The following is an 18,054-nucleotide window of genomic DNA, read 5'->3' as shown; positions in this document are numbered from 1 at the left end:
TTCATGACAAACCCTAGCCTTATCAGTGCGATTTTCCTAACCAGCGGATCAAATGGGTCTGCAGGGTTTCATATTGAACAGGTTTGGCAAGATAATCATCCATGCCACAGGCCAGACATTGTGACTGATCACCGTCTTCGGTGTGCGCGGTCATGGCTATGATTGGAATATGACCGTCATTGCCGGATTCATCTTCAATTTTGCGAATTCTGCGAGTGGCTTCAAAACCATCCATTTCGGGCATTTGGCAGTCCATCAAGACCAGATCAATATCTCCGCCCTTAATCTCCTCCAGAGCTTCCAGGCCGTTCCCAGCGAGATGGACGCGATACCCCATTTTTTTCAGCATCCCCTCGGCCACCATCTGATTCACACGATGATCATCAACCAGTAAAATTTTACAATCACCTACGTCGTCACTCTCTGGCTCTCCGCCCTTGCCCCCCGTCATGGGTTTCCCCAATAGACTGTGTGCAATAAGGTCGTGGAGAATCTGCGGCACGAGCGGCCGATACAGGTAATTCAGGCTGGGTTGCTCCTCGATGAATTGGCGCACACCGGCATCGTTCGAGTGGTTGTGCGAGAGTGAAAAGATCTGGGGGATAGGCTGCTCCAAGTGAGCATTCAAAACTCGCCGGCTGAACGCAAGCGCTTTTTCAGCATCTTGCCAGACAACATTGATGATAAGATCGTATGGATCTGAGGCTGGCTCCAGATCCAGCAGCTCTGCTTCTGCGCTATCAAACCCAGATACCTCATTGACCAGCAGCCCCCAATCTTGCATTTCGCTCTTCAGTGCGGCACCTAACGGGAGCCCCTCGGCGATCACTAACACCCGCTTATCACGCAGCTTAGGGTTGCTGGTGACTTTGACCAGCTGCTGCTCAGCGGCCTTGAGAGGAATTCGCAAGCGATAGTGGGTTTCTTTACCGGGGCTGCAATCAATGTCCACCCCGCCGTCCATGCACTCCGTCAGGCCTTTGCAAATGGTAAACCACAGCCCTTTTGTTCTGGAGGATTCAAATTTTGGCTCAGTCTCGGTTGTCTCTATCGGCGGACGCTCTTCCTTGAGGCAATCAATAATAATCACTTCCAGCATGCCGCCTTGATCATTGTCACGCTTAAAATCAATATCGACAAAAATGCTTCCTTGCTCCGAGAATTGAATGGCGTTATTGAACAGGTATTTGAAAATCTGTCCTATACGCTTGGCATCTCCGTTGACACGCAGCGGAACGGCGGGATCCATATCGTAATCCACTTCGACCGACTGCTGGTGCGCGTTCACGGCCAGATCAGTGATCCACAACTCCAGTTGAGACCGTAAATTAAAAACACTGTGGTCCAACACCAGCTGACGGTTATTGATGCGGGAGAAGTCAACCACATTGTTCACCAGGTCGAGCTGTCTCTCCCCCGCTTTTTGAGCAAGTTTTAAAAGTTCTTGCTGGTGGCTTTCCAGCTCACTGTCAGTGAGCAGCGTCAGGCCGCCTAAAATATCATTCAACGAGGTTCTGAACTCGTGCCCAAGGCTGTTCAGAAACTGGGTACTCAAATCCACGGAGGCATTCACATCACGCTTTTCGACTTCCAGCGCAATCGCTTTTTGTTTGAGTGCGTAGTTGGCTTCGAAGCGCTCCCAATAGCCCCGACTCAATACTTGTACCATCTGGAACAGCATCGCGATGAAAATAAGCATCATCAAACTGTACATGTACCCGGGCACCCCCCCCACATACAGCGCCGCCAAGGTGGGAGGCAACAGTGTTAACACCAGATAGGTTTGACTAAACAGCCTGAAGGGTGAGGTCACATGGACGGTGGTAGCAAAGAAAATGATGGTATACACCCACAAATAAGGTGTCTCTGCGGTCATCCCCAGCGTCAGGGTAAAAACCACCAAAATGATGCTCCACCAGGCCGCGCCCAGCAAAGTAGCAATAAAAAAGAAGGTTCGCCAACGCGATGGTCCACTGGCATAAAGGCTTTCAAAACGCACCAGGATATAGCCGCGAACCAGTGTCGCTATGATAAGTCCACAAGTCAGAACAACCGTTGTGACTGGAGCGACCACATGAATTTCACCAATGACCAGGCACAGTAAATAGGTGAACACATTGATGATGAGACCACGGCCACTGTACTTGGCCATCCTGGTGTCGGTTTCGCGCATAATCGCACGGTCTTTTTGTACCTTGCTGGTCGCGCTGAATAAGATCACAGAGTCCCTGTTGGTTTAAAGTTAGCGATGTTTGTAACAGTATAGCTGCAATTCACAAGCTCGAAACAACCTGAGGTTTTTCGAATAATTACTTATTTATCAGATGGTTATAAACACATTATCGAATCTACTATAAGACTTCTACCAGGACGGTTTTGATCAGAAACCCCAGTAAACCCAGGCCCAGCGCAATAAAGAGAATCATCGTACCAAAGCGCCCTGCTTTCGATTGCTTTGCCAGATCCCACATGATGAATGTCATGAAAGCGATCAGGCCACCGACCCCCAAAATAAGCGACACACTTTCAAAGGTTTCTATGTCCATTGCTTTTACCTCGTCAGCAACGTGAAAACACAGTACAAAAAAGCCGGCTTAAAGCCGGCTTTTTATCAATTCAAAGAATTGATCAGATGCTGTTTTCCAGTTCTGGAATCGCATCAAACAGATCCGCAACCAGACCGTAATCGGCAACCTGGAAGATAGGAGCTTCTTCGTCTTTGTTGATAGCAACAATGACTTTACTGTCTTTCATACCCGCCAAATGCTGAATCGCACCGGAGATACCAACAGCAACATACAAGTCCGGAGCAACAATTTTACCGGTCTGACCAACTTGCATATCGTTAGGAACAAAGCCTGCATCGACCGCAGCACGTGATGCACCAACAGCAGCACCGAGCTTGTCAGCAACTTTGTACAACATCTCAAAGTTGTCACCATTTTGCATGCCGCGACCACCAGAAATTACAATGCTGGCGGCAGTCAGGTCAGGACGGTCACTCTTTGCCAGCTCTTCGCCAACAAAAGCAGAGATGCCCGCATCGTCAACAGAAGCCAGAGCTTCCACTGCTGCGGAGCCACCTTCGGCAGCCACACCATCGAAAGCGGTACCGCGTACCGTCAGAACTTTAACGGCGTCAGAGCTCTGTACGGTAGCAATAACATTACCCGCGTAGATAGGACGCTTGAAGGTGTCTGCACTTTCTACCGAAATGATGTCGGAGATCGCCTGAACGTCTAACAGTGCTGCAGCGCGAGGTGCGATGTTTTTGCCATTAGACGTGGCTGGAAACAAAATGTGGGTGTAATTTTTACCGATTTCAGCAACCAGCAAAGATACATTTTCAGCCAGTTGATGGCCGTAAGCCGCATTGTCAGCAACCAATACTTTGCTTACGCCATCGACTTTTGCAGCAGCGTCGCCAGCGGCTGCACAGTCAGAACCAGCAACCAGAACTTCAATGTCGCCACCGATGGCTTTTGCCGCCGCTACCACGTTCAGGGTTGCGCCATTGAGGCTGGCGTTGTCGTGTTCAGCAATTACTAAGATGCTCATGAGATTACCTTCGCCTCGTTTTTCAGTTTATCAACCAGTTCAGCAACGTCTGCTACCTTGATGCCAGCTTGACGCTCGGCAGGCGGCTCGACTTTCAGAGTCTGAACGCGAGGAGACACATCAACGCCCAAATCGGCGGGGGTTGTTGTATCCAGAGGCTTCTTCTTGGCCTTCATGATGTTAGGCAGAGATGCGTAACGAGGCTCATTCAAGCGAAGATCAGTGGTGACGATCGCGGGCAGATTCAACTCTACGGTCTGCAGGCCACCGTCGACTTCGCGAGTCACTTTTACTTTGCCATCGGCAACTTCAACTTCAGAAGCAAAAGTACCCTGCGGCATAGAGGTTAAAGCGCCCAGCATTTGACCGGTTTGGTTGTTGTCACCATCGATGGACTGCTTACCCATGATGACCAGATCAGGGCTCTCGTTGGCAATGATGGCTTTCAGGCACTTGGCAATAGCCAGTGGCTCCAGAGCTTCATCAGACTCAACCAGAATACCGCGGTCAGCACCCAGTGCCATCGCGGTACGGATTTGCTCCTGCGATTGCTTGGGGCCCATAGAGACAGCCACGATTTCGGTAGCAACACCCTTTTCTTTCAAGCGAACTGCTTCTTCAACAGCAATCTCACAGAAGGGGTTGATGGACATTTTAGCGTTGGCGATATCAACGTCGGTACCGTCGGACTTTGGACGGACCTTCACGTTGTAATCAACAACGCGTTTAACTGCAACAAGAATCTTCATGGATTTCCCATTCGCTTATCTGTTAAGGATAAAAACCAGCCATTACCACGGCAATATACTAGCGTTTCCATGGCTCGGAAGCCTGACCCGACCTTTTGAATAAGGCTCTATCGGTCTTTTGAGCGGCGGTTATACTGACCGTTTCGCCCGTCAAAATCAATACCCGGAAAAACCTGAGTTGGAAAAATTCGGTCATTTCAGCCACTCCTGACGGTGCAAGCCGCCTTAATTCAGGGGCTGCAGAACTCTGTAAAGAGTTACGGTCAATCACTAATTAAGAGTCCGATAATAGACAAAAAAACTTCGGTAAAGTGCCCAAAGTGCCCTTTTTACCCTGCAAATGGTAGAAATTGCCATTGGTATCAGCAAGTTAGCTTCTATATAATTCGCGTCAGGTTAAATTACTGTAAAGAGCCTAAGATTAGCCAAGGCTTTCTGTTTTGCAAAACGTGTCATAACAGCCAGGAGAGAAGACTGTGGAACGTGAATATATGGAATACGATGTCGTCATCGTCGGTGCTGGCCCTTCAGGTTTAGCAGCCGCATGCCGTATTCGCCAGCTGAATGAAGAAATCAGTGTCTGTGTGGTTGAGAAAGGCTCTGAGGTTGGTGCTCACATCCTCTCAGGCGCTGTCTTCGAACCTAAAGCCCTGACTGAACTCTTTCCCGACTGGAAAGAGAAAGGTGCGCCGGTGAATGTCGAGGTCAAAGGTGACGACATTTATGTGCTTAAAAATGCCGAGAAGGGTCAAAAAGTCCCTAACTTCTTTGTACCTAAAACCATGCACAATGAAGGCAATTACATCATCAGCCTGGGCAATTTGTGCCGCTGGCTGGCCGAGCAAGCTGAAGCCTTAGGGGTAGAGATTTACCCCTGCTTCGCCGCCTCGGAAGTGCTCTACAACGAAGATGGCAGCGTCAAAGGTATCGCCACGGGTGATATGGGCGTTGGCATGGACGGTGAGCACAAAGACTCGTATATGCCGGGCATGGAGCTGCACGGTAAATACACCCTGTTTGCAGAGGGCTGTCGTGGTCACTTGGGCAAACAGCTGATCAGCAAATACAACCTTGATGAAGGCAAAGAGCCTCAGCACTACGGCATTGGCATCAAGGAGATCTGGAAAGTGCCCGCCGAGCAACACCAGGAAGGCCTGGTGGTACACACCGCGGGCTGGCCTCTGGCTGAAAACGGTGCTGCGGGTGGTAGCTTTCTTTACCACATCGAAGACAATCAGGTCGTCTGTGGCTTGATCACGGATCTGTCCTACAGCAACCCCTACCTGAGCCCGTTCGACGAATTCCAGCGCTACAAGCACCACCCCGTCATCAAGCAGTATTTAGAGGGCGGTGAGCGCCTGGTCTACGGCGCCCGAGCCATCTGCAAGGGCGGGATTCAGTCGCAGCCCAAGATGCATTTCCCCGGCGGCATGTTAATCGGTGATGATGCTGGCACATTGAACTTTGCCAAGATCAAGGGCAGTCACACCGCCATGAAATCCGGCATGGTTGCGGCAGAATGCGTCGCCGAGGCTATCAAGGCGGACCGCGCCAACGATGATGTGGTCGAGTTCGGTGAGGCCTATAAGAACTCCTGGGCCTACAAAGAGCTGTGGGCGCAGCGTAACTTTGGTCCTGCCCAGCACAAGTGGGGCAACATCATTGGCTCTGCTTACGCGTTCATTGATATTAATATCTTTAACGGCAGCCTTCCCTGGACTTTGTCTGACCCGGTTGCCGATCATGAGCAGATGAAACCTGCTGCAGAATTTACACCGATCACCTACCCCAAGCCCGACGGGAAGTTGAGTTTCGACAAGTTAACGTCGGTGTTTTTGTCCAACACCAACCACGAAGAAGACCAACCTTGTCACCTCACCCTGAAGGATGCCGAGGTTCCGGTCAATTACAATCTGCCAACTTACGCAGAGCCGGCTCAACGTTACTGCCCTGCTGGCGTGTATGAGATCATTGAGGAGTCTGAGGGTCCACGCTTCCAGATTAACGCTCAAAACTGTGTACACTGTAAGACCTGTGACATTAAGGACCCAACTCAAAATATCGTTTGGGTTGTACCTGAAGGTGCCGGCGGGCCTAACTACCCCAACATGTAGGGGGGGGGGCGCTGATCACAAAAAAAGGAGGCATACGCCTCCTTTTTTTGTGTTCCTTCTTTTGTGTTGCTTCGTTCATTCAAGCATTGTGTGCGTTGCTCAGGGCACTTACACAACACTGCCGATGGAAAACGTTTGCCCCGCGCTGTCAAACCCCCATTGTTCATCGCCATCACCCGACGCTTGCGCGATTGGCTGACACAGTTCAACCAGCTCATAAAACACATTCCGGCTCAACACCCCAGGCAACGCATCCCTGACCATAACCATAGGCAGTGGCGTAGCCTCGAGCTCAGTGTCGATCCAGAATGGATTTTCCCGGCCGATCAACACATCATTACCCACATTGGTAGTCAAGACCACGCCGCTGACACCTGACTCCTCTTCTTGACGCATGGCTACCATCACAAAAGGGGCGACATCCACCTGAATACGCCATTTCTCTACCGGCGTGATCAAGAAATAATCGTCTCCCTCGCGCTTCAAAATGGAGGAGAACATTTTCACCATGGCTGGCCTTTTCAGCTCCCCTCCCTGATAAAACCAGCGCCCCTCTCGATCAATTCTCATGTCAAGATCACCGTTCAGTTCGGGGTTCCATTTGGCCACGGGCGGAAGACTCATTTGGTACTCATTTTGCATCGCCAGAAGGGATTCAAACAGGCGTTCAGAGCTGTTGGAGGACGTCATAATAGATCACTCGACGGAGGAAAAATCCATAATATAGGTATTCAGTGTTAAGTTCTGCCCGTGACTTCCGGCTTTTCACTGAGATCCCCAAAACCACAGAGCTGTAGATCACCATCGGAGGCAGCCTTTGCGTGACGGCGGCTAACGGTTAAAGTTAGGGGGTTGCTCAGGGCGTTTTAACACCCATATGGACACCTAAATCCATGATGAATTTCATGAAATCGGGCTTATCGGCAATAAGGTCATGAAAGGAATGGTTATGATACAGCTCTACGGCACCGTGAGTCAGGGCCCAATAGGCCAGATAATAATAATAGGGCGGCACATCCTTGATCAGGCGCCCCTCCTGAATGCGATTGGCGAAAGACTTGTTGAGATTAACGAGGGCTTCCTGTCGTATATCCTCCAACTCTTGCAGCTTTTCTTTTTCTTCGCCGTTAGCCACCATTTTCTCTTCGAGACGCTGAAACAAGCGAGCGCGGACCGGGTCTGACATGCGTTTTTCAAAATACACCCGAGCCGGGGCGCTGTAATCCCCGGCTTCGGCCTGAATGATGGCCTGGTCCATGTCGGCTTTTAATTGATGTTCATAATCAAACAGAAGCCGGATATATATTTCGGTTTTGGAGGTGAAATGTTTATAGATCGTGCCCTTGCCAATATCTACACGAGCTGCAATCTGCTCAACGGTGACCTTGTCTTCACCATGTTCAATCAAAAGCTCCAGCGCTGTATCCAGAATAGCCTGCTCACGCTGTCGGAATTGCTGAACCTTCTGTTTTGCTTTATCCATTACTTCACCTTAAATTTACTTTTGGGTGGTGCCCACAGGTTAATGTATTTTAGATGAAGCGAATAGTGAATATTTATGCTTTTTTAGTCACAAAATGAGAAAAAAATCTCATTCATATTCATAATGCACAATACCTTCGCCCAGATCCTTAATCGCTGCAGTTCAGCCCGCGGCGACCTTCAGTTCCGCGATTTATGGCGCTCAATCACCCCTCTAAATACGCCCTAGATCAGGATCACGCCATTGTCTTTGCTTTTCTCAATGAGCGACTGAAAATCTCCGGGCGACAGGGGTGGTGAGAAATAATTGCCCTGGTAGGCCTCAATTCCAAGCTTCTCGACGAGCTGTTCCTGACCGCGATTTTCAATGCCTTCGGCCACAACCGTCATGCCAAATTGGTGTCCAAGATCCGCCATTATCCTTACCAGGGTCTCATCTTCATGGCTGAGCAGTGCATCGTGAATAAAACTGCGGTCTATTTTCAGGCGGTGAAACGGGAAGGTTTTCAAATACGACAGTGATGAATACCCTGTACCAAAATCATCAATGGCCAACTGAAACCCCTGCTCCGTAAGCTCTTGCAGGAAACTCAAGGCGGCGTCGACATTATCAACCAAAACCCCTTCTGTGACCTCCAGCATGATTTGGTGACAGTGGATGTTGTTTGATTCAATCGCGGAAATTAAGGAGCGCTTCAGCCGATTGTCCCGTAGCTGACGAGGAGACACGTTGATGGCCATCAGAAAATCCGCTCGATACATAGACCATTGCGCGCATTGAGCCACTGCCTGCGCAATTATAAAGTCACTCATCTCTACAATTAAGCCCAACTCTTCTGCCAGGGGGATGAAGTCAAGAGGACTGACGCTGCCCAGCACCTCGTTGTTCCACCTGACCAGCGCCTCCGCGCCTATCACCTCTTTCGAAAAGGCGTTCACTATGGGCTGATACACCAAGGTAATTTCCTGGCGAGTAAGCGCCCTGCGCAACTCTGAAACAATTTTTAACCGCTTCTGGCTCTGATCGTACATCGCCGGAGTGAAAAAGCTGTAGGTGTTTTTCCCGGCGAATTTCGCCGTATACATGGCGGCATCCGCGTTACGCATGAGGATTTCAGGAGTATCGCCGTCCCGGGGATACTCAGCAATGCCAATACTCGCGCTAGTCACCAGCTCTCTCCCCATGATACTCATGGGGGCTCGCAGTACGTGCATGATGCGCTTTGCACTTAACTCCGCTGCCTGAGCGCTAGTGAACTCCAGGATCACCACAAACTCATCGCCTCCGAGTCGAGCCACCGTATCCCCGGACCGGAGCGTAGACTGGAGGCGCTTGGCGATTTTCATCAACAAAATATCGCCCGCAGCATGACCGATACTGTCATTGACCTGTTTAAAGTTATCCAGGTCAATGAGCATCAATACGGTGTGCTGATTAGAGCGTTTTGAATTGTTAATACGGTGTGACAGCCTATCCATGGCCAAAAACCGGTTCGGCAAGCCGGTTAAGGCATCATGATGAGCCTGATGAAACAGTTTTTCTTCCTGGTGTTTCCTGTAGGAAATGTCTTCCTGGACATAGAGATAGTTAGCGACCAGCCCATCATCACCCTTCATTGGAGTAATTAACACAGAAGCCCAATACTGTGACCCGTCTTTACGGCGGTTATGAAACTCTCCCTTCCAGGGGCGCCCGGCCGCCAGGCAATCGCGTACAATGTTTTGGTTTGAAGCCGGTCCCAGTTCATTCGCTATGGTTCTTTCCTTTACCCCTAAAATTTCTTCTGAATCGTAACCGGTTAATTGCACAAAGGCGGGGTTTACATAAATCATCAACCCATCAAGGTTGGTAATTGAGATGGCATTTGAGCTTTGCGTCACCGCTTCGGTTAACAATCGTAAGCGCTTATCCGACAGCCTTGAGACGGAGACATCTTTAATGACACCGGTAATGCGTTCAACGGCAACGGATGATGCTTTGCCGAAGTTGACTTCGCTGCTGGCAACCTCACCGCTGGCAATGGTTTGCATCCAGTGCACACTGCCGTCCGCGGTCTGTATGGGAAATGTCAATTCCTGCAATTGGGCACCAAGCAGTAACTTTTCCCAGAAACTTTTTAGGGCGATACGGTAATCAGGCAGTACTAGCGCCATCACATCGTCCAGATTGTTTACGCTGTACGGCAGCTCCAATTCCATACTGTGTGCGATGTCGTTAAAAAAAAGCCGGTCTTGGTCAGGTTCATAGCGCCATGCCGCAAAGCCGGTCATAAGCTGGGCCTTCTCCAGCGCGCCTTTTTGTATCAGCAGCGATCGATTGCTTTCCAGCCTCAGCAATTCAGATTCACAGCGTTTAGCGACGATTTCGATCATCTGGCTCAGATAGTATTTCTGGGCCACATCCTTGCGCAACAGACAATTCAGGACACCGATGGGATTTCCCTCGTTATCCTCCAGCAGGTAACCGTAATAAGACTCAAAGTCACTGTCGGTTCCACTGATGGCTTCGTCAAGACCATTGGGCAAAGGGATATAAGCGCCCTTCAGGCGCTCATTAACGACTTTTTCACAGACAGTTTGTTGCAACGGGTAGATGATATTTTGACGATACTCACCATCGCCCCACACCGAAAGGGTTTGCACAGCCTTGCGCTTGCCGTGATCGAAACGAGCAACCCAAACCCAATCCAGGTGTAATGTCGTCGCCAGTGCCTTGACCAGTGCCCTGAAGTAATCTTCCCCCAATTGCCCGGTTAATTTATGGTGAAAGTGTTTTAGAACCAGCTGAATCGCTGACTGCTGCTCGACAACAGTACAGATGCCTTGATAACCCAGACACACACCGTGTTGATCAAAACGCGGGCTTCCATTGATAGAAAGCAACTCCGGATGCCCATCAGCATGGCGGCACAGGATGAATACATTGGTGAAGCCCGTCAGCTTGGCAATGGCGTCTTCCAGGTTCTGTTGTGAATCATTAAGCAGGACGCGCTGTGGGTAGTTAAGCATATACACCCCCTCAAAGCGCTCTTTGGGGCAGCCTAGGACAGAGTCTGCGTTACAGGTGATCTCAGTAAGAAGACCTTCAGCATTTGTTCTCCAGGCCCAATCGGAAACCGCGGCTAAAGCGGTCAGCTCCGGACAGTCTTTTTTATTTTCGTCGTTGTGCATACGCTTTTAACTGATCCGCATCCCTGTAAATTTTATTTTTTAACTGAATTTCGAGTCTAACAGCAATTGAGATAAGGCGGGTATTGAAAGGCACAGGGCGGATCAATCCGCAAACAATATGGTCAATATTCAGACGGGGTTGGCCATATTAAAAACACCGGACTGGTAGTTCAATACCTCGAAGGACACCCGCTTTGCTAAAACAACCTGCAAAGCCCCTAAGCTGAACAATTTTTGAACGAAGGATATAGCGAATTAGTAGCATTTCAATCTAAAGATATTGCTAATCTGTTTAAGAATAGAATAACGAAGACTGGAAGTTTCATCAGGTTGGTCAATACTGATAAGTAACTGGTGATACACATCCCCCAAGTGTTAGTAAGCACCAGTTGAGCTGGAAGATATTCTGAAGGCTCAATTTTAGGGTTGTGCTTAAAGAGGATTCTTCAAGACACCTTAAAATGTTTCACTCCTAATGGTCTTGCGCACAGCTCCTCCCCCAGGACTGTGCGTTTTTTTTGCCCCCTGCCGCTATAGTTTTTGGTAAACAGTGATGCGTACAGAGGGCTAATACCCTGCCTCACGGACACGTCGATACCATTCTGAGGGATTAATAATTTCACCCTCATCATCAAGTTCCGGGTATGGCAGGTCTTTTTCGTCACAAAATTTGCGAACAATGGGCTGACACCATTGAAACAGCTTGGTGGAGTAGACACTCTCAGGTAATCGACATTCGTCATATAAGCCTGCGGCTTGTCGCTGTCGCTGAACTTCGGTGAGGATGATGGCACAGGCTACCGAGACATTGAACGATTCGACCATCCCCATCATGGGAATCACAACCTCCTGATCCACCAAAGACAGGGCTTCCGGGCTGACCCCCTCTTTCTCCGTTCCCATAAGCAGCGCCGTCGGCCGGGTGTAATCCAGCGCACGAAAGTCTACGGCCTTGTCTGATAAATGCGCTGCGACGATGCTAAAGCCTTGCTTTTGCAAATGGGTTATCCCATCAACAACGTTGTCGTGAAGAACCGTATCAACCCACTTGTGACTCCCGAGAGCTGTCCCCCGGAAGGCCCGGTAACCCTTGCGGGGCTCCACGCAATGAAACTCCTGAATCCCCACCGCATCGCAGGTTCTTACGATGGCGGACAAATTGCGGCCTTTGTGGACTTCGTCAGTAATCACCGTCAGGTCGGGTTGCCTTTGCCTTAATACTTTGCAAATAATCTCATAGCGTTCCGGGGTCATAGAGTAAAAATCTTTTGCTGTCATTGGTCGGAATTGCATCTATGAGTGGGGCCAGATGCGGTAACGAAAAGTAACGCTTTTGCAATAGAATTTCATCAAATATTCACATTTTATTTAATCCACAGAAACGGTGGATAACACTGTTAGTAACTCAGATAAAAAACCATAAAAGCCTTTAAATCACGGCTCGCCCTCAGATTGATTAAAAAACAACCATTGCAGAATATGTCATATTTATCAGTAACTTAGGCAAGTCAATACGCAATTTTAACTATTTAAGAGGTTTCTTCAGAATTCAATGCGGAAAGTTCCCTATGTGTGCATAAAGCGTTAGTGCGCCTTAACTGCAGAAGCAGCATTTTAACAAAAGCTTCATGCTTTCTTACGCCTTTGCGTTTCGCGACGTTATCAAAACATACAAAAAAGCCCGGAACTTGCCGGGCATTAAAGGTGGTGGAAATTAAAAAACAGGAAACAAAGTTGTTACTTTGCTTTGTACTCAATCCGGTACGCATGTAACAAAGGCTCAGTGTAACCTGAAGGCTGTTCTTTGCCCTTAAAGACAAGATCGCAGGCCGCCTGAAACGCAATGCCGTCAAAACCGGGTGCCATGTTAACGTAATCTGCATCGCCAGCATTTTGAGTATCAACAACCGCGGCCATCCGCTGCATTGCTTCCATCACCTGCTCTTGAGTACAGATCCCGTGCTCCAACCAGTTGGCCAGGTGCTGGGATGAAATACGCAACGTTGCACGGTCTTCCATCAAGCCCACGTTGTTAATATCGGGAACTTTAGAGCAGCCAACACCGGCATCGATCCAGCGAACCACGTAACCCAAAATACCTTGAGCGTTGTTGTCGAGCTCAAATTTGATTTGCTCTGCCGTTAACGACGCCGGGTTTTCCAGCAGAGGAATATGCAGGATGTCATCCAGGCTGGCACGGCCGCGACTAGCCAGCTCTTTCTGGCGCTCAAACACGTTCACTTGATGATAATGTGTGCTGTGCAGTGTAGCGCCATTGGGAGACGGTACCCAGGCGGTGTTCGCGCCAGACATGGGGTGCCCGATCTTTTGTTCCAGCATTGCGGCCATTTCATCTGGCATGGCCCACATGCCCTTACCAATTTGCGACTTGCCTGGCAGTCCGCACTCAATCCCAATATCGACGTTCCAATCTTCGTAAGCACCAATCCAGGCTTGCTGTTTCATGACAGATTTAGGTACAAACGGACCTGCCAGCATAGAGGTATGAATTTCATCACCGGTACGATCCAGGAAGCCGGTATTAATGAACACCACACGTTGCTGGGCCGCGCGGATACACTCTTTCAAGTTAACGGTCGTACGACGCTCTTCGTCCATAATGCCGACTTTCAAGGTGTTTTCTTGCAGGCCAAGCGCTTTTTCAATGCGCTCAAACAGCTCAACGGTGAACGCTACTTCGTCGGGGCCGTGCATCTTTGGCTTCACAATGTTGACGCTACCGGCACGGCTGTTTTTGCGGTTGGTGGAATTGTTGAGGTCGTGGATGGCGGCCAAAGCCGTGACCATGCCATCCATGATGCCTTCCGGCACTTCGTTGCCATCTTTATCCAGAATGGCGGGGTTGGTCATCAGGTGGCCAACATTCCGCACGAACAAGAGGCTGCGGCCATGCAGGGTCAATTCAGAGCCGTCTGCACCTTTATAGATTCTGTCCGGATTCATGGCGCGAGTGACAGTTTTGCCGCCCTTTTCAAAGGATTCACTCAACGTGCCCTTCATCAGCCCCAGCCAGTTGCCGTAGACTTCGACTTTGTCTTCTGCATCCACCGCAGCGACAGAGTCTTCACAATCCATAATGGTGGTTACCGCCGCTTCTACCAACAAGTCCTGAACGTTAGCCGGGTCTGTTTTACCAATGTTGCCTTGCGCATCAATTTGAATTTCGATGTGCAGTCCATTGTTCTTCAGTAACACCGCCGAGGGCGCAGTTTCGCTGCCGTTGTAGCCAACAAACTTTTCCGGTTGGGCCAGTGCCGTCACCGTACCGTCTGCCAGGGTAATGCTGAGCTTTCCATCTTTGATGGCGTACAAGGTCGAGTCAGCGTGACTGCCGCTCGCCAATGGTGCGGCAACATCCAAATGATTGCGGGCAAAGGCAATGACTTTAGCACCGCGTTTTGGGTTGTAGCCGGAACCTTTTTCCGCGCCATCCTCATCTGAAATCGCGTCTGTTCCATACAGTGCGTCGTACAAGCTACCCCAGCGAGCATTGGCCGCGTTGAGGGCAAATCGGGCATTTTTTACGGGCACCACTAACTGGGGACCGGCCTGCTCGGCAATTTCCTGGTCTACGTTTTCCGTGGTGATCTTGAAGTCGGGTCCCTCTGGCAACAAATAACCTATTTCCTGCAGGAAGGTTTTATAGTCTTCAGCGTTGTGCGGTTGACCGGCACGCTCGGTGTGCCACGAGTCGATCTGAGCCTGCAAATCATCACGTTTTGCCAGTAGTGCTTTATTTTTAGGAGCGAGGTCGTTCAGAATGTTTTCAAACTCTGTCCAGAAGTGATCAACATCGACGCCTGTACCCGGCGCTATGTCGTTAGCTACTAAGTTGTAGAGTTCTTCTGCGATCTGAAGACCGCCTTTCTGGATACGTGAAGTCATAAACAATCCGCCTTTGTGGATGGGATGGACAGGAATCAAAACCGGGTGAGCGAAAACCGGGGAATGGTAAACAAAGTGTAGTTAAGTCAATGGGAGCCGTTTTAACCGCTGGCCGTAAAGCCCTGTGGTTAAGTGACCTGTCGTGAAACTACCTCTAGCTACCCCGCTGATGGTCAACCTGCTTAATAGTCGAGCAAGCGCTAGCCGTTCAACATCAAGTCAATGCACCAATCTGCATCAATGCTTTGGATTCCATAAAAAGCTATCGAGAAAGTGTAGCCCAGCGGCTCGACATTAAACTAATTTATCGTTTTTATTCTCGGTATTCATCGGGTGTATTTTGGTCATGACTTATCCAGGGTTTCGGCCGTTTCAGTAATCAAGCGTCGCATCCACTGGTGTGCAGGGTTGTTTTGCAGCAAAGGGCTCCAGGCCATTTTTAGCTCCAGCGGTGGGATTTCAAATGGGGGCGGCATGATGCTGACCCGGTTGTTCGACATTTGCAGCTTGGCGAGTTTGCTGGGGACCGTGGCAATCAGGTCTTTTTGTTCCGCCATCAACGCGGCAGCCTGATAGTGGCGGGTGAAAATCGTTATCTGGCGCTTCTTACCCAGTGATTTAAGCACTTCATCCACCCAGCCGAGACGCTGTACATCCGCCGGGTTTACACCAACCCCGATACCCATGCCGGTTTTGCTCACCCAGACATGCTGAGCCTGCAGATAAGTGTCCAGATTAAAAGAGCCCAGCACGGGATTATCCTTACTGAGCAGACAGCTGAAGTTGTCGTACCAGAGGGTTTTCTGGTGAAAGGACTGCGGCATACTGTCGAACCGGTTAATCACCATATCCACACGCCCCTGCTCCACATCCAAAAATGTGACGTCACTGGGGGTCAGGATGTCCAGCACAATATTAGGCGCCAAATTCCTTAATCGGCTTAAAATGGCGGGTATTAACGTACATTCAGCGTAATCACTTGCCATAATACGGAAGACTCTTGAGCTGTCCTTGGCGCTGAATTCCGTTCTTGGCTGTACGGTTTTTTCGAGACTGACCAAGATAGATCGTACTTCCGGCTCCAACTCTTTTGCTCTTTCCGTGGGAGTCATTCCTTCGCTGGTTCTGATCAACAACGGGTCATCAAACAGTGCCCTCAGGCGCTTCAGGCCATTACTCATGGCGGGCTGACTGATCCCCAGCTGGTTAGCGGCTTTGGTGACATTGCGCTCACGCAAGAGCACATCCAGATAGACAAGCAAATTCAGGTCAATGCGAGCAATATTCATTAAAGAAATACCGAATATAGAAACTATAAATTAGTTTAATTCTGACAGACTCCCTACACTTTGTCAGGTAACAAATTCACCCACCCGTTGTTAAAGTAAAGGATCGATCATGTCTACTTACACTCAGGACATCGAAGCCGTTGCAGAACTGAAGGCCGCCGCTGGTAGCCCTTGGGATGCTATCAACCCGGAATCTGCTGCTCGCATGCGTGCTCAGAACAAATTTAAGACTGGCCTGGACATCGCTAAGTACACCGCTGGCATTATGCGTCGTGACATGGCTGAGTTTGATAAAGACAAAACCAAGTACACCCAATCCCTGGGCTGCTGGCACGGTTTCGTAGGTCAGCAAAAACTGATCTCTATCAAGAAGCACTTCGGCACTACCGAGCGTAAGTACCTGTACCTGTCTGGCTGGATGGTAGCTGCTCTGCGTTCCGATTTCGGTCCTCTGCCTGACCAATCCATGCACGAGAAAACTGCTGTCGCTGGCCTGGTTGAAGAATTGTACACCTTCCTGCGTCAAGCCGATGCTCGTGAGCTGGGTGGCCTGTTCCGTGAATTGGACGCTGCTCGTGAAGCTGGTGATGCTGCCAAAGAAGCTGAAGTTCAAGCTCAGATCGACAACCACCAAACTCATGTAGTGCCCATCATTGCTGATATCGATGCCGGTTTCGGTAACGCTGAAGCGACCTACCTGATGGCCAAGCAAATGATCGAAGCCGGCGCTTGCTGTCTGCAGATTGAAAACCAGGTTGCGGACGAGAAGCAATGTGGCCACCAGGACGGTAAAGTGACCGTTCCTCACGCTGACTTCCACAACAAGCTGCGCGCCCTGCGTTACGCTTTCCTGGAGCTGGGTGTTGACGACGGCCTGATCGTTGCCCGTACCGACTCTGAAGGTGCTGGCCTGACCAAAGAAATCGCGGTTGTGCGTGAAAAAGGCGACCAAGGTGACGTTTACAACTCTTACCTGGATTGCGAAGAAGTTTCTCCAGAAGACACTGCTGAAGGCGACGTCCTGATCAGCCGCGACGGCAAGCTGGTTCGTCCCAAGCGTCTGCCTTCTGGCCTGTACCAGTTCCGTCAAGGCACTGGCCATGAGCGTTGCGTCTTTGACTGTATCGAAGCCATCAATGCCGGCGCTGACCTGCTGTGGATCGAAACAGCCGTCCCGACTGTGCACGAAATTAAGGACATGATGGACGATGTTCGTAAAGTTCACCCAGACGCGAAACTGGTTTACAACAACTCCCCATCTTTCAACTGGACTCTGAGCTTCCGTCAGCAGGCGTACGACGCCTGGGCCGCTGAAGGCAAAGACCTGTCTGGCTACGACCGTGACCGTCTGATGAGCGCTGACTACGACGATTCCGAGTTGGCTGCAGAAGCTGATACTCGCGTGCGCACCTTCCAGGCTGACTGTTCTCGTGAAGCGAACGTGTTCCACCACCTGATCACTCTGCCCACTTACCACACCACTGCCCTGTCTGTTGACAACCTGGCAAAAGAGTACTTCGGTGAGGCTGGAATGCTGGGTTACGTTGCTGGTGTTCAGCGTAAAGAAATCCGTCAAGGTATTGCGTGTGTTAAACACCAAAACATGGCTGGTTCTGACATCGGTGACGATCACAAAGAGTACTACGCTGGTGAACTGGCTCTGAAAGCTGGTGGCGCTAAAAACACTTCTAACCAGTTCAACAACATCTAATTGTTGCTGACCCGGTAAAGTGTGTAAAAAGGCGGCTTCGGCCGCCTTTTTTGATAAAACGGTTTTTGATAAAA

Annotated in this window: 12 protein-coding genes; 2 read left to right on the top strand and 10 right to left on the bottom strand. The window is 49.9% G+C overall.

From position 1 onward, the window contains the following. Positions 1 to 22: 22 nt before the first annotated feature. From G8770_RS07305 to G8770_RS07290, 4 genes are all read right to left on the bottom strand, one after another. Positions 23 to 2,221 (bottom strand): response regulator, encoded by a 2,199-nt coding sequence (locus G8770_RS07305; RefSeq protein ID WP_167184070.1) that lies wholly within the window; start codon positions 2,219 to 2,221, stop codon positions 23 to 25. Between the two features lie 130 nt (positions 2,222 to 2,351). Then, positions 2,352 to 2,546, bottom strand: a complete 195-nt coding sequence (locus G8770_RS07300) for a DUF2788 domain-containing protein (protein ID WP_167184067.1) — start codon at positions 2,544 to 2,546, stop codon at positions 2,352 to 2,354. 82 nt (positions 2,547 to 2,628) lie between these two features. Further along, entirely contained in the window at positions 2,629 to 3,558 is a 930-nt protein-coding gene (locus G8770_RS07295) for an electron transfer flavoprotein subunit alpha/FixB family protein (RefSeq protein ID WP_167184064.1), read from the bottom strand. Then, the gene (locus G8770_RS07290; protein ID WP_167184062.1) at positions 3,555 to 4,307 is read right to left on the bottom strand and encodes an electron transfer flavoprotein subunit beta/FixA family protein; all 753 of its coding nucleotides are present in this window, start codon (positions 4,305 to 4,307) and stop codon (positions 3,555 to 3,557) included. Before G8770_RS07290 ends, G8770_RS07295 begins: the two co-directional genes overlap by 4 nt. 491 nt (positions 4,308 to 4,798) lie before the next feature. On the opposite strand from G8770_RS07290, the gene G8770_RS07285 reads away from it, so the two are divergent. Next, positions 4,799 to 6,421, top strand: coding sequence for an electron transfer flavoprotein-ubiquinone oxidoreductase (locus tag G8770_RS07285; protein WP_208022132.1), 1,623 nt, complete (start codon positions 4,799 to 4,801; stop codon positions 6,419 to 6,421). Between the two features lie 108 nt (positions 6,422 to 6,529). Here G8770_RS07285 and G8770_RS07280 read toward each other — a convergent pair whose 3' ends face one another. From G8770_RS07280 to G8770_RS07255, 6 genes are all read right to left on the bottom strand, one after another. Continuing rightward, complete coding sequence (locus G8770_RS07280; protein WP_208022106.1) at positions 6,530 to 7,111, bottom strand: DUF1285 domain-containing protein; 582 nt, start codon at positions 7,109 to 7,111, stop codon at positions 6,530 to 6,532. Between the two features lie 166 nt (positions 7,112 to 7,277). After that, positions 7,278 to 7,904: a TetR/AcrR family transcriptional regulator gene (locus G8770_RS07275; protein WP_167184056.1), complete on the bottom strand. Its 627-nt coding sequence runs from the start codon at positions 7,902 to 7,904 to the stop codon at positions 7,278 to 7,280. A gap of 224 nt (positions 7,905 to 8,128) precedes the next feature. Continuing rightward, on the bottom strand, positions 8,129 to 10,912 hold the full coding sequence (locus G8770_RS07270) for a putative bifunctional diguanylate cyclase/phosphodiesterase (protein ID WP_167184053.1): 2,784 nt from the start codon (positions 10,910 to 10,912) through the stop codon (positions 8,129 to 8,131). 729 nt (positions 10,913 to 11,641) lie between these two features. Continuing rightward, complete coding sequence (trmH, locus tag G8770_RS07265; RefSeq protein ID WP_243760319.1) at positions 11,642 to 12,352, bottom strand: tRNA (guanosine(18)-2'-O)-methyltransferase TrmH; 711 nt, start codon at positions 12,350 to 12,352, stop codon at positions 11,642 to 11,644. A 459-nt stretch (positions 12,353 to 12,811) separates the two neighbouring features. Then, complete coding sequence (locus G8770_RS07260; RefSeq protein ID WP_167184050.1) at positions 12,812 to 14,980, bottom strand: malate synthase G; 2,169 nt, start codon at positions 14,978 to 14,980, stop codon at positions 12,812 to 12,814. Positions 14,981 to 15,324: 344 nt separating this feature from the next. Further along, positions 15,325 to 16,269 carry a LysR family transcriptional regulator gene (locus G8770_RS07255; protein WP_167184047.1) on the bottom strand — a complete coding sequence of 315 codons (945 nt, stop codon included), beginning with the start codon at positions 16,267 to 16,269 and terminating at the stop codon, positions 15,325 to 15,327. A gap of 109 nt (positions 16,270 to 16,378) precedes the next feature. On the opposite strand from G8770_RS07255, the gene G8770_RS07250 reads away from it, so the two are divergent. After that, the gene (locus tag G8770_RS07250) at positions 16,379 to 17,980 is read left to right on the top strand and encodes an isocitrate lyase (RefSeq protein ID WP_167184044.1); all 1,602 of its coding nucleotides are present in this window, start codon (positions 16,379 to 16,381) and stop codon (positions 17,978 to 17,980) included. Positions 17,981 to 18,054 lie beyond the last annotated feature (74 nt).

Source organism: Pseudomaricurvus hydrocarbonicus (genome assembly GCF_011602365.1).
Lineage (GTDB): Bacteria > Pseudomonadota > Gammaproteobacteria > Pseudomonadales > Cellvibrionaceae > Pseudomaricurvus > Pseudomaricurvus hydrocarbonicus.
The sequence above is the reverse complement of the archived record's forward strand: the minus strand, read 5'-3'. Positions and strand labels throughout refer to the sequence as shown.

What these genes read in the sequence shown, in the direction of transcription:
- G8770_RS07300 (WP_167184067.1), bottom strand. Translation starts at nt 2,546, where the DNA reads ATGGACATAGAAACCTTTGAAAGTGTGTCGCTTATTTTGGGGGTCGGT.
- G8770_RS07295 (WP_167184064.1), bottom strand. Translation starts at nt 3,558, where the DNA reads ATGAGCATCTTAGTAATTGCTGAACACGACAACGCCAGCCTCAATGGC.
- G8770_RS07290 (WP_167184062.1), bottom strand. Translation starts at nt 4,307, where the DNA reads ATGAAGATTCTTGTTGCAGTTAAACGCGTTGTTGATTACAACGTGAAG.
- G8770_RS07285 (WP_208022132.1), top strand. Translation starts at nt 4,799, where the DNA reads ATGGAATACGATGTCGTCATCGTCGGTGCTGGCCCTTCAGGTTTAGCA.
- G8770_RS07280 (WP_208022106.1), bottom strand. Translation starts at nt 7,111, where the DNA reads ATGACGTCCTCCAACAGCTCTGAACGCCTGTTTGAATCCCTTCTGGCG.
- G8770_RS07275 (WP_167184056.1), bottom strand. Translation starts at nt 7,904, where the DNA reads ATGGATAAAGCAAAACAGAAGGTTCAGCAATTCCGACAGCGTGAGCAG.
- G8770_RS07270 (WP_167184053.1), bottom strand. Translation starts at nt 10,912, where the DNA reads ATGCTTAACTACCCACAGCGCGTCCTGCTTAATGATTCACAACAGAAC.
- trmH (WP_243760319.1), bottom strand. Translation starts at nt 12,352, where the DNA reads ATGACAGCAAAAGATTTTTACTCTATGACCCCGGAACGCTATGAGATT.
- G8770_RS07260 (WP_167184050.1), bottom strand. Translation starts at nt 14,980, where the DNA reads ATGACTTCACGTATCCAGAAAGGCGGTCTTCAGATCGCAGAAGAACTC.
- G8770_RS07255 (WP_167184047.1), bottom strand. Translation starts at nt 16,269, where the DNA reads ATGAATATTGCTCGCATTGACCTGAATTTGCTTGTCTATCTGGATGTG.
- G8770_RS07250 (WP_167184044.1), top strand. Translation starts at nt 16,379, where the DNA reads ATGTCTACTTACACTCAGGACATCGAAGCCGTTGCAGAACTGAAGGCC.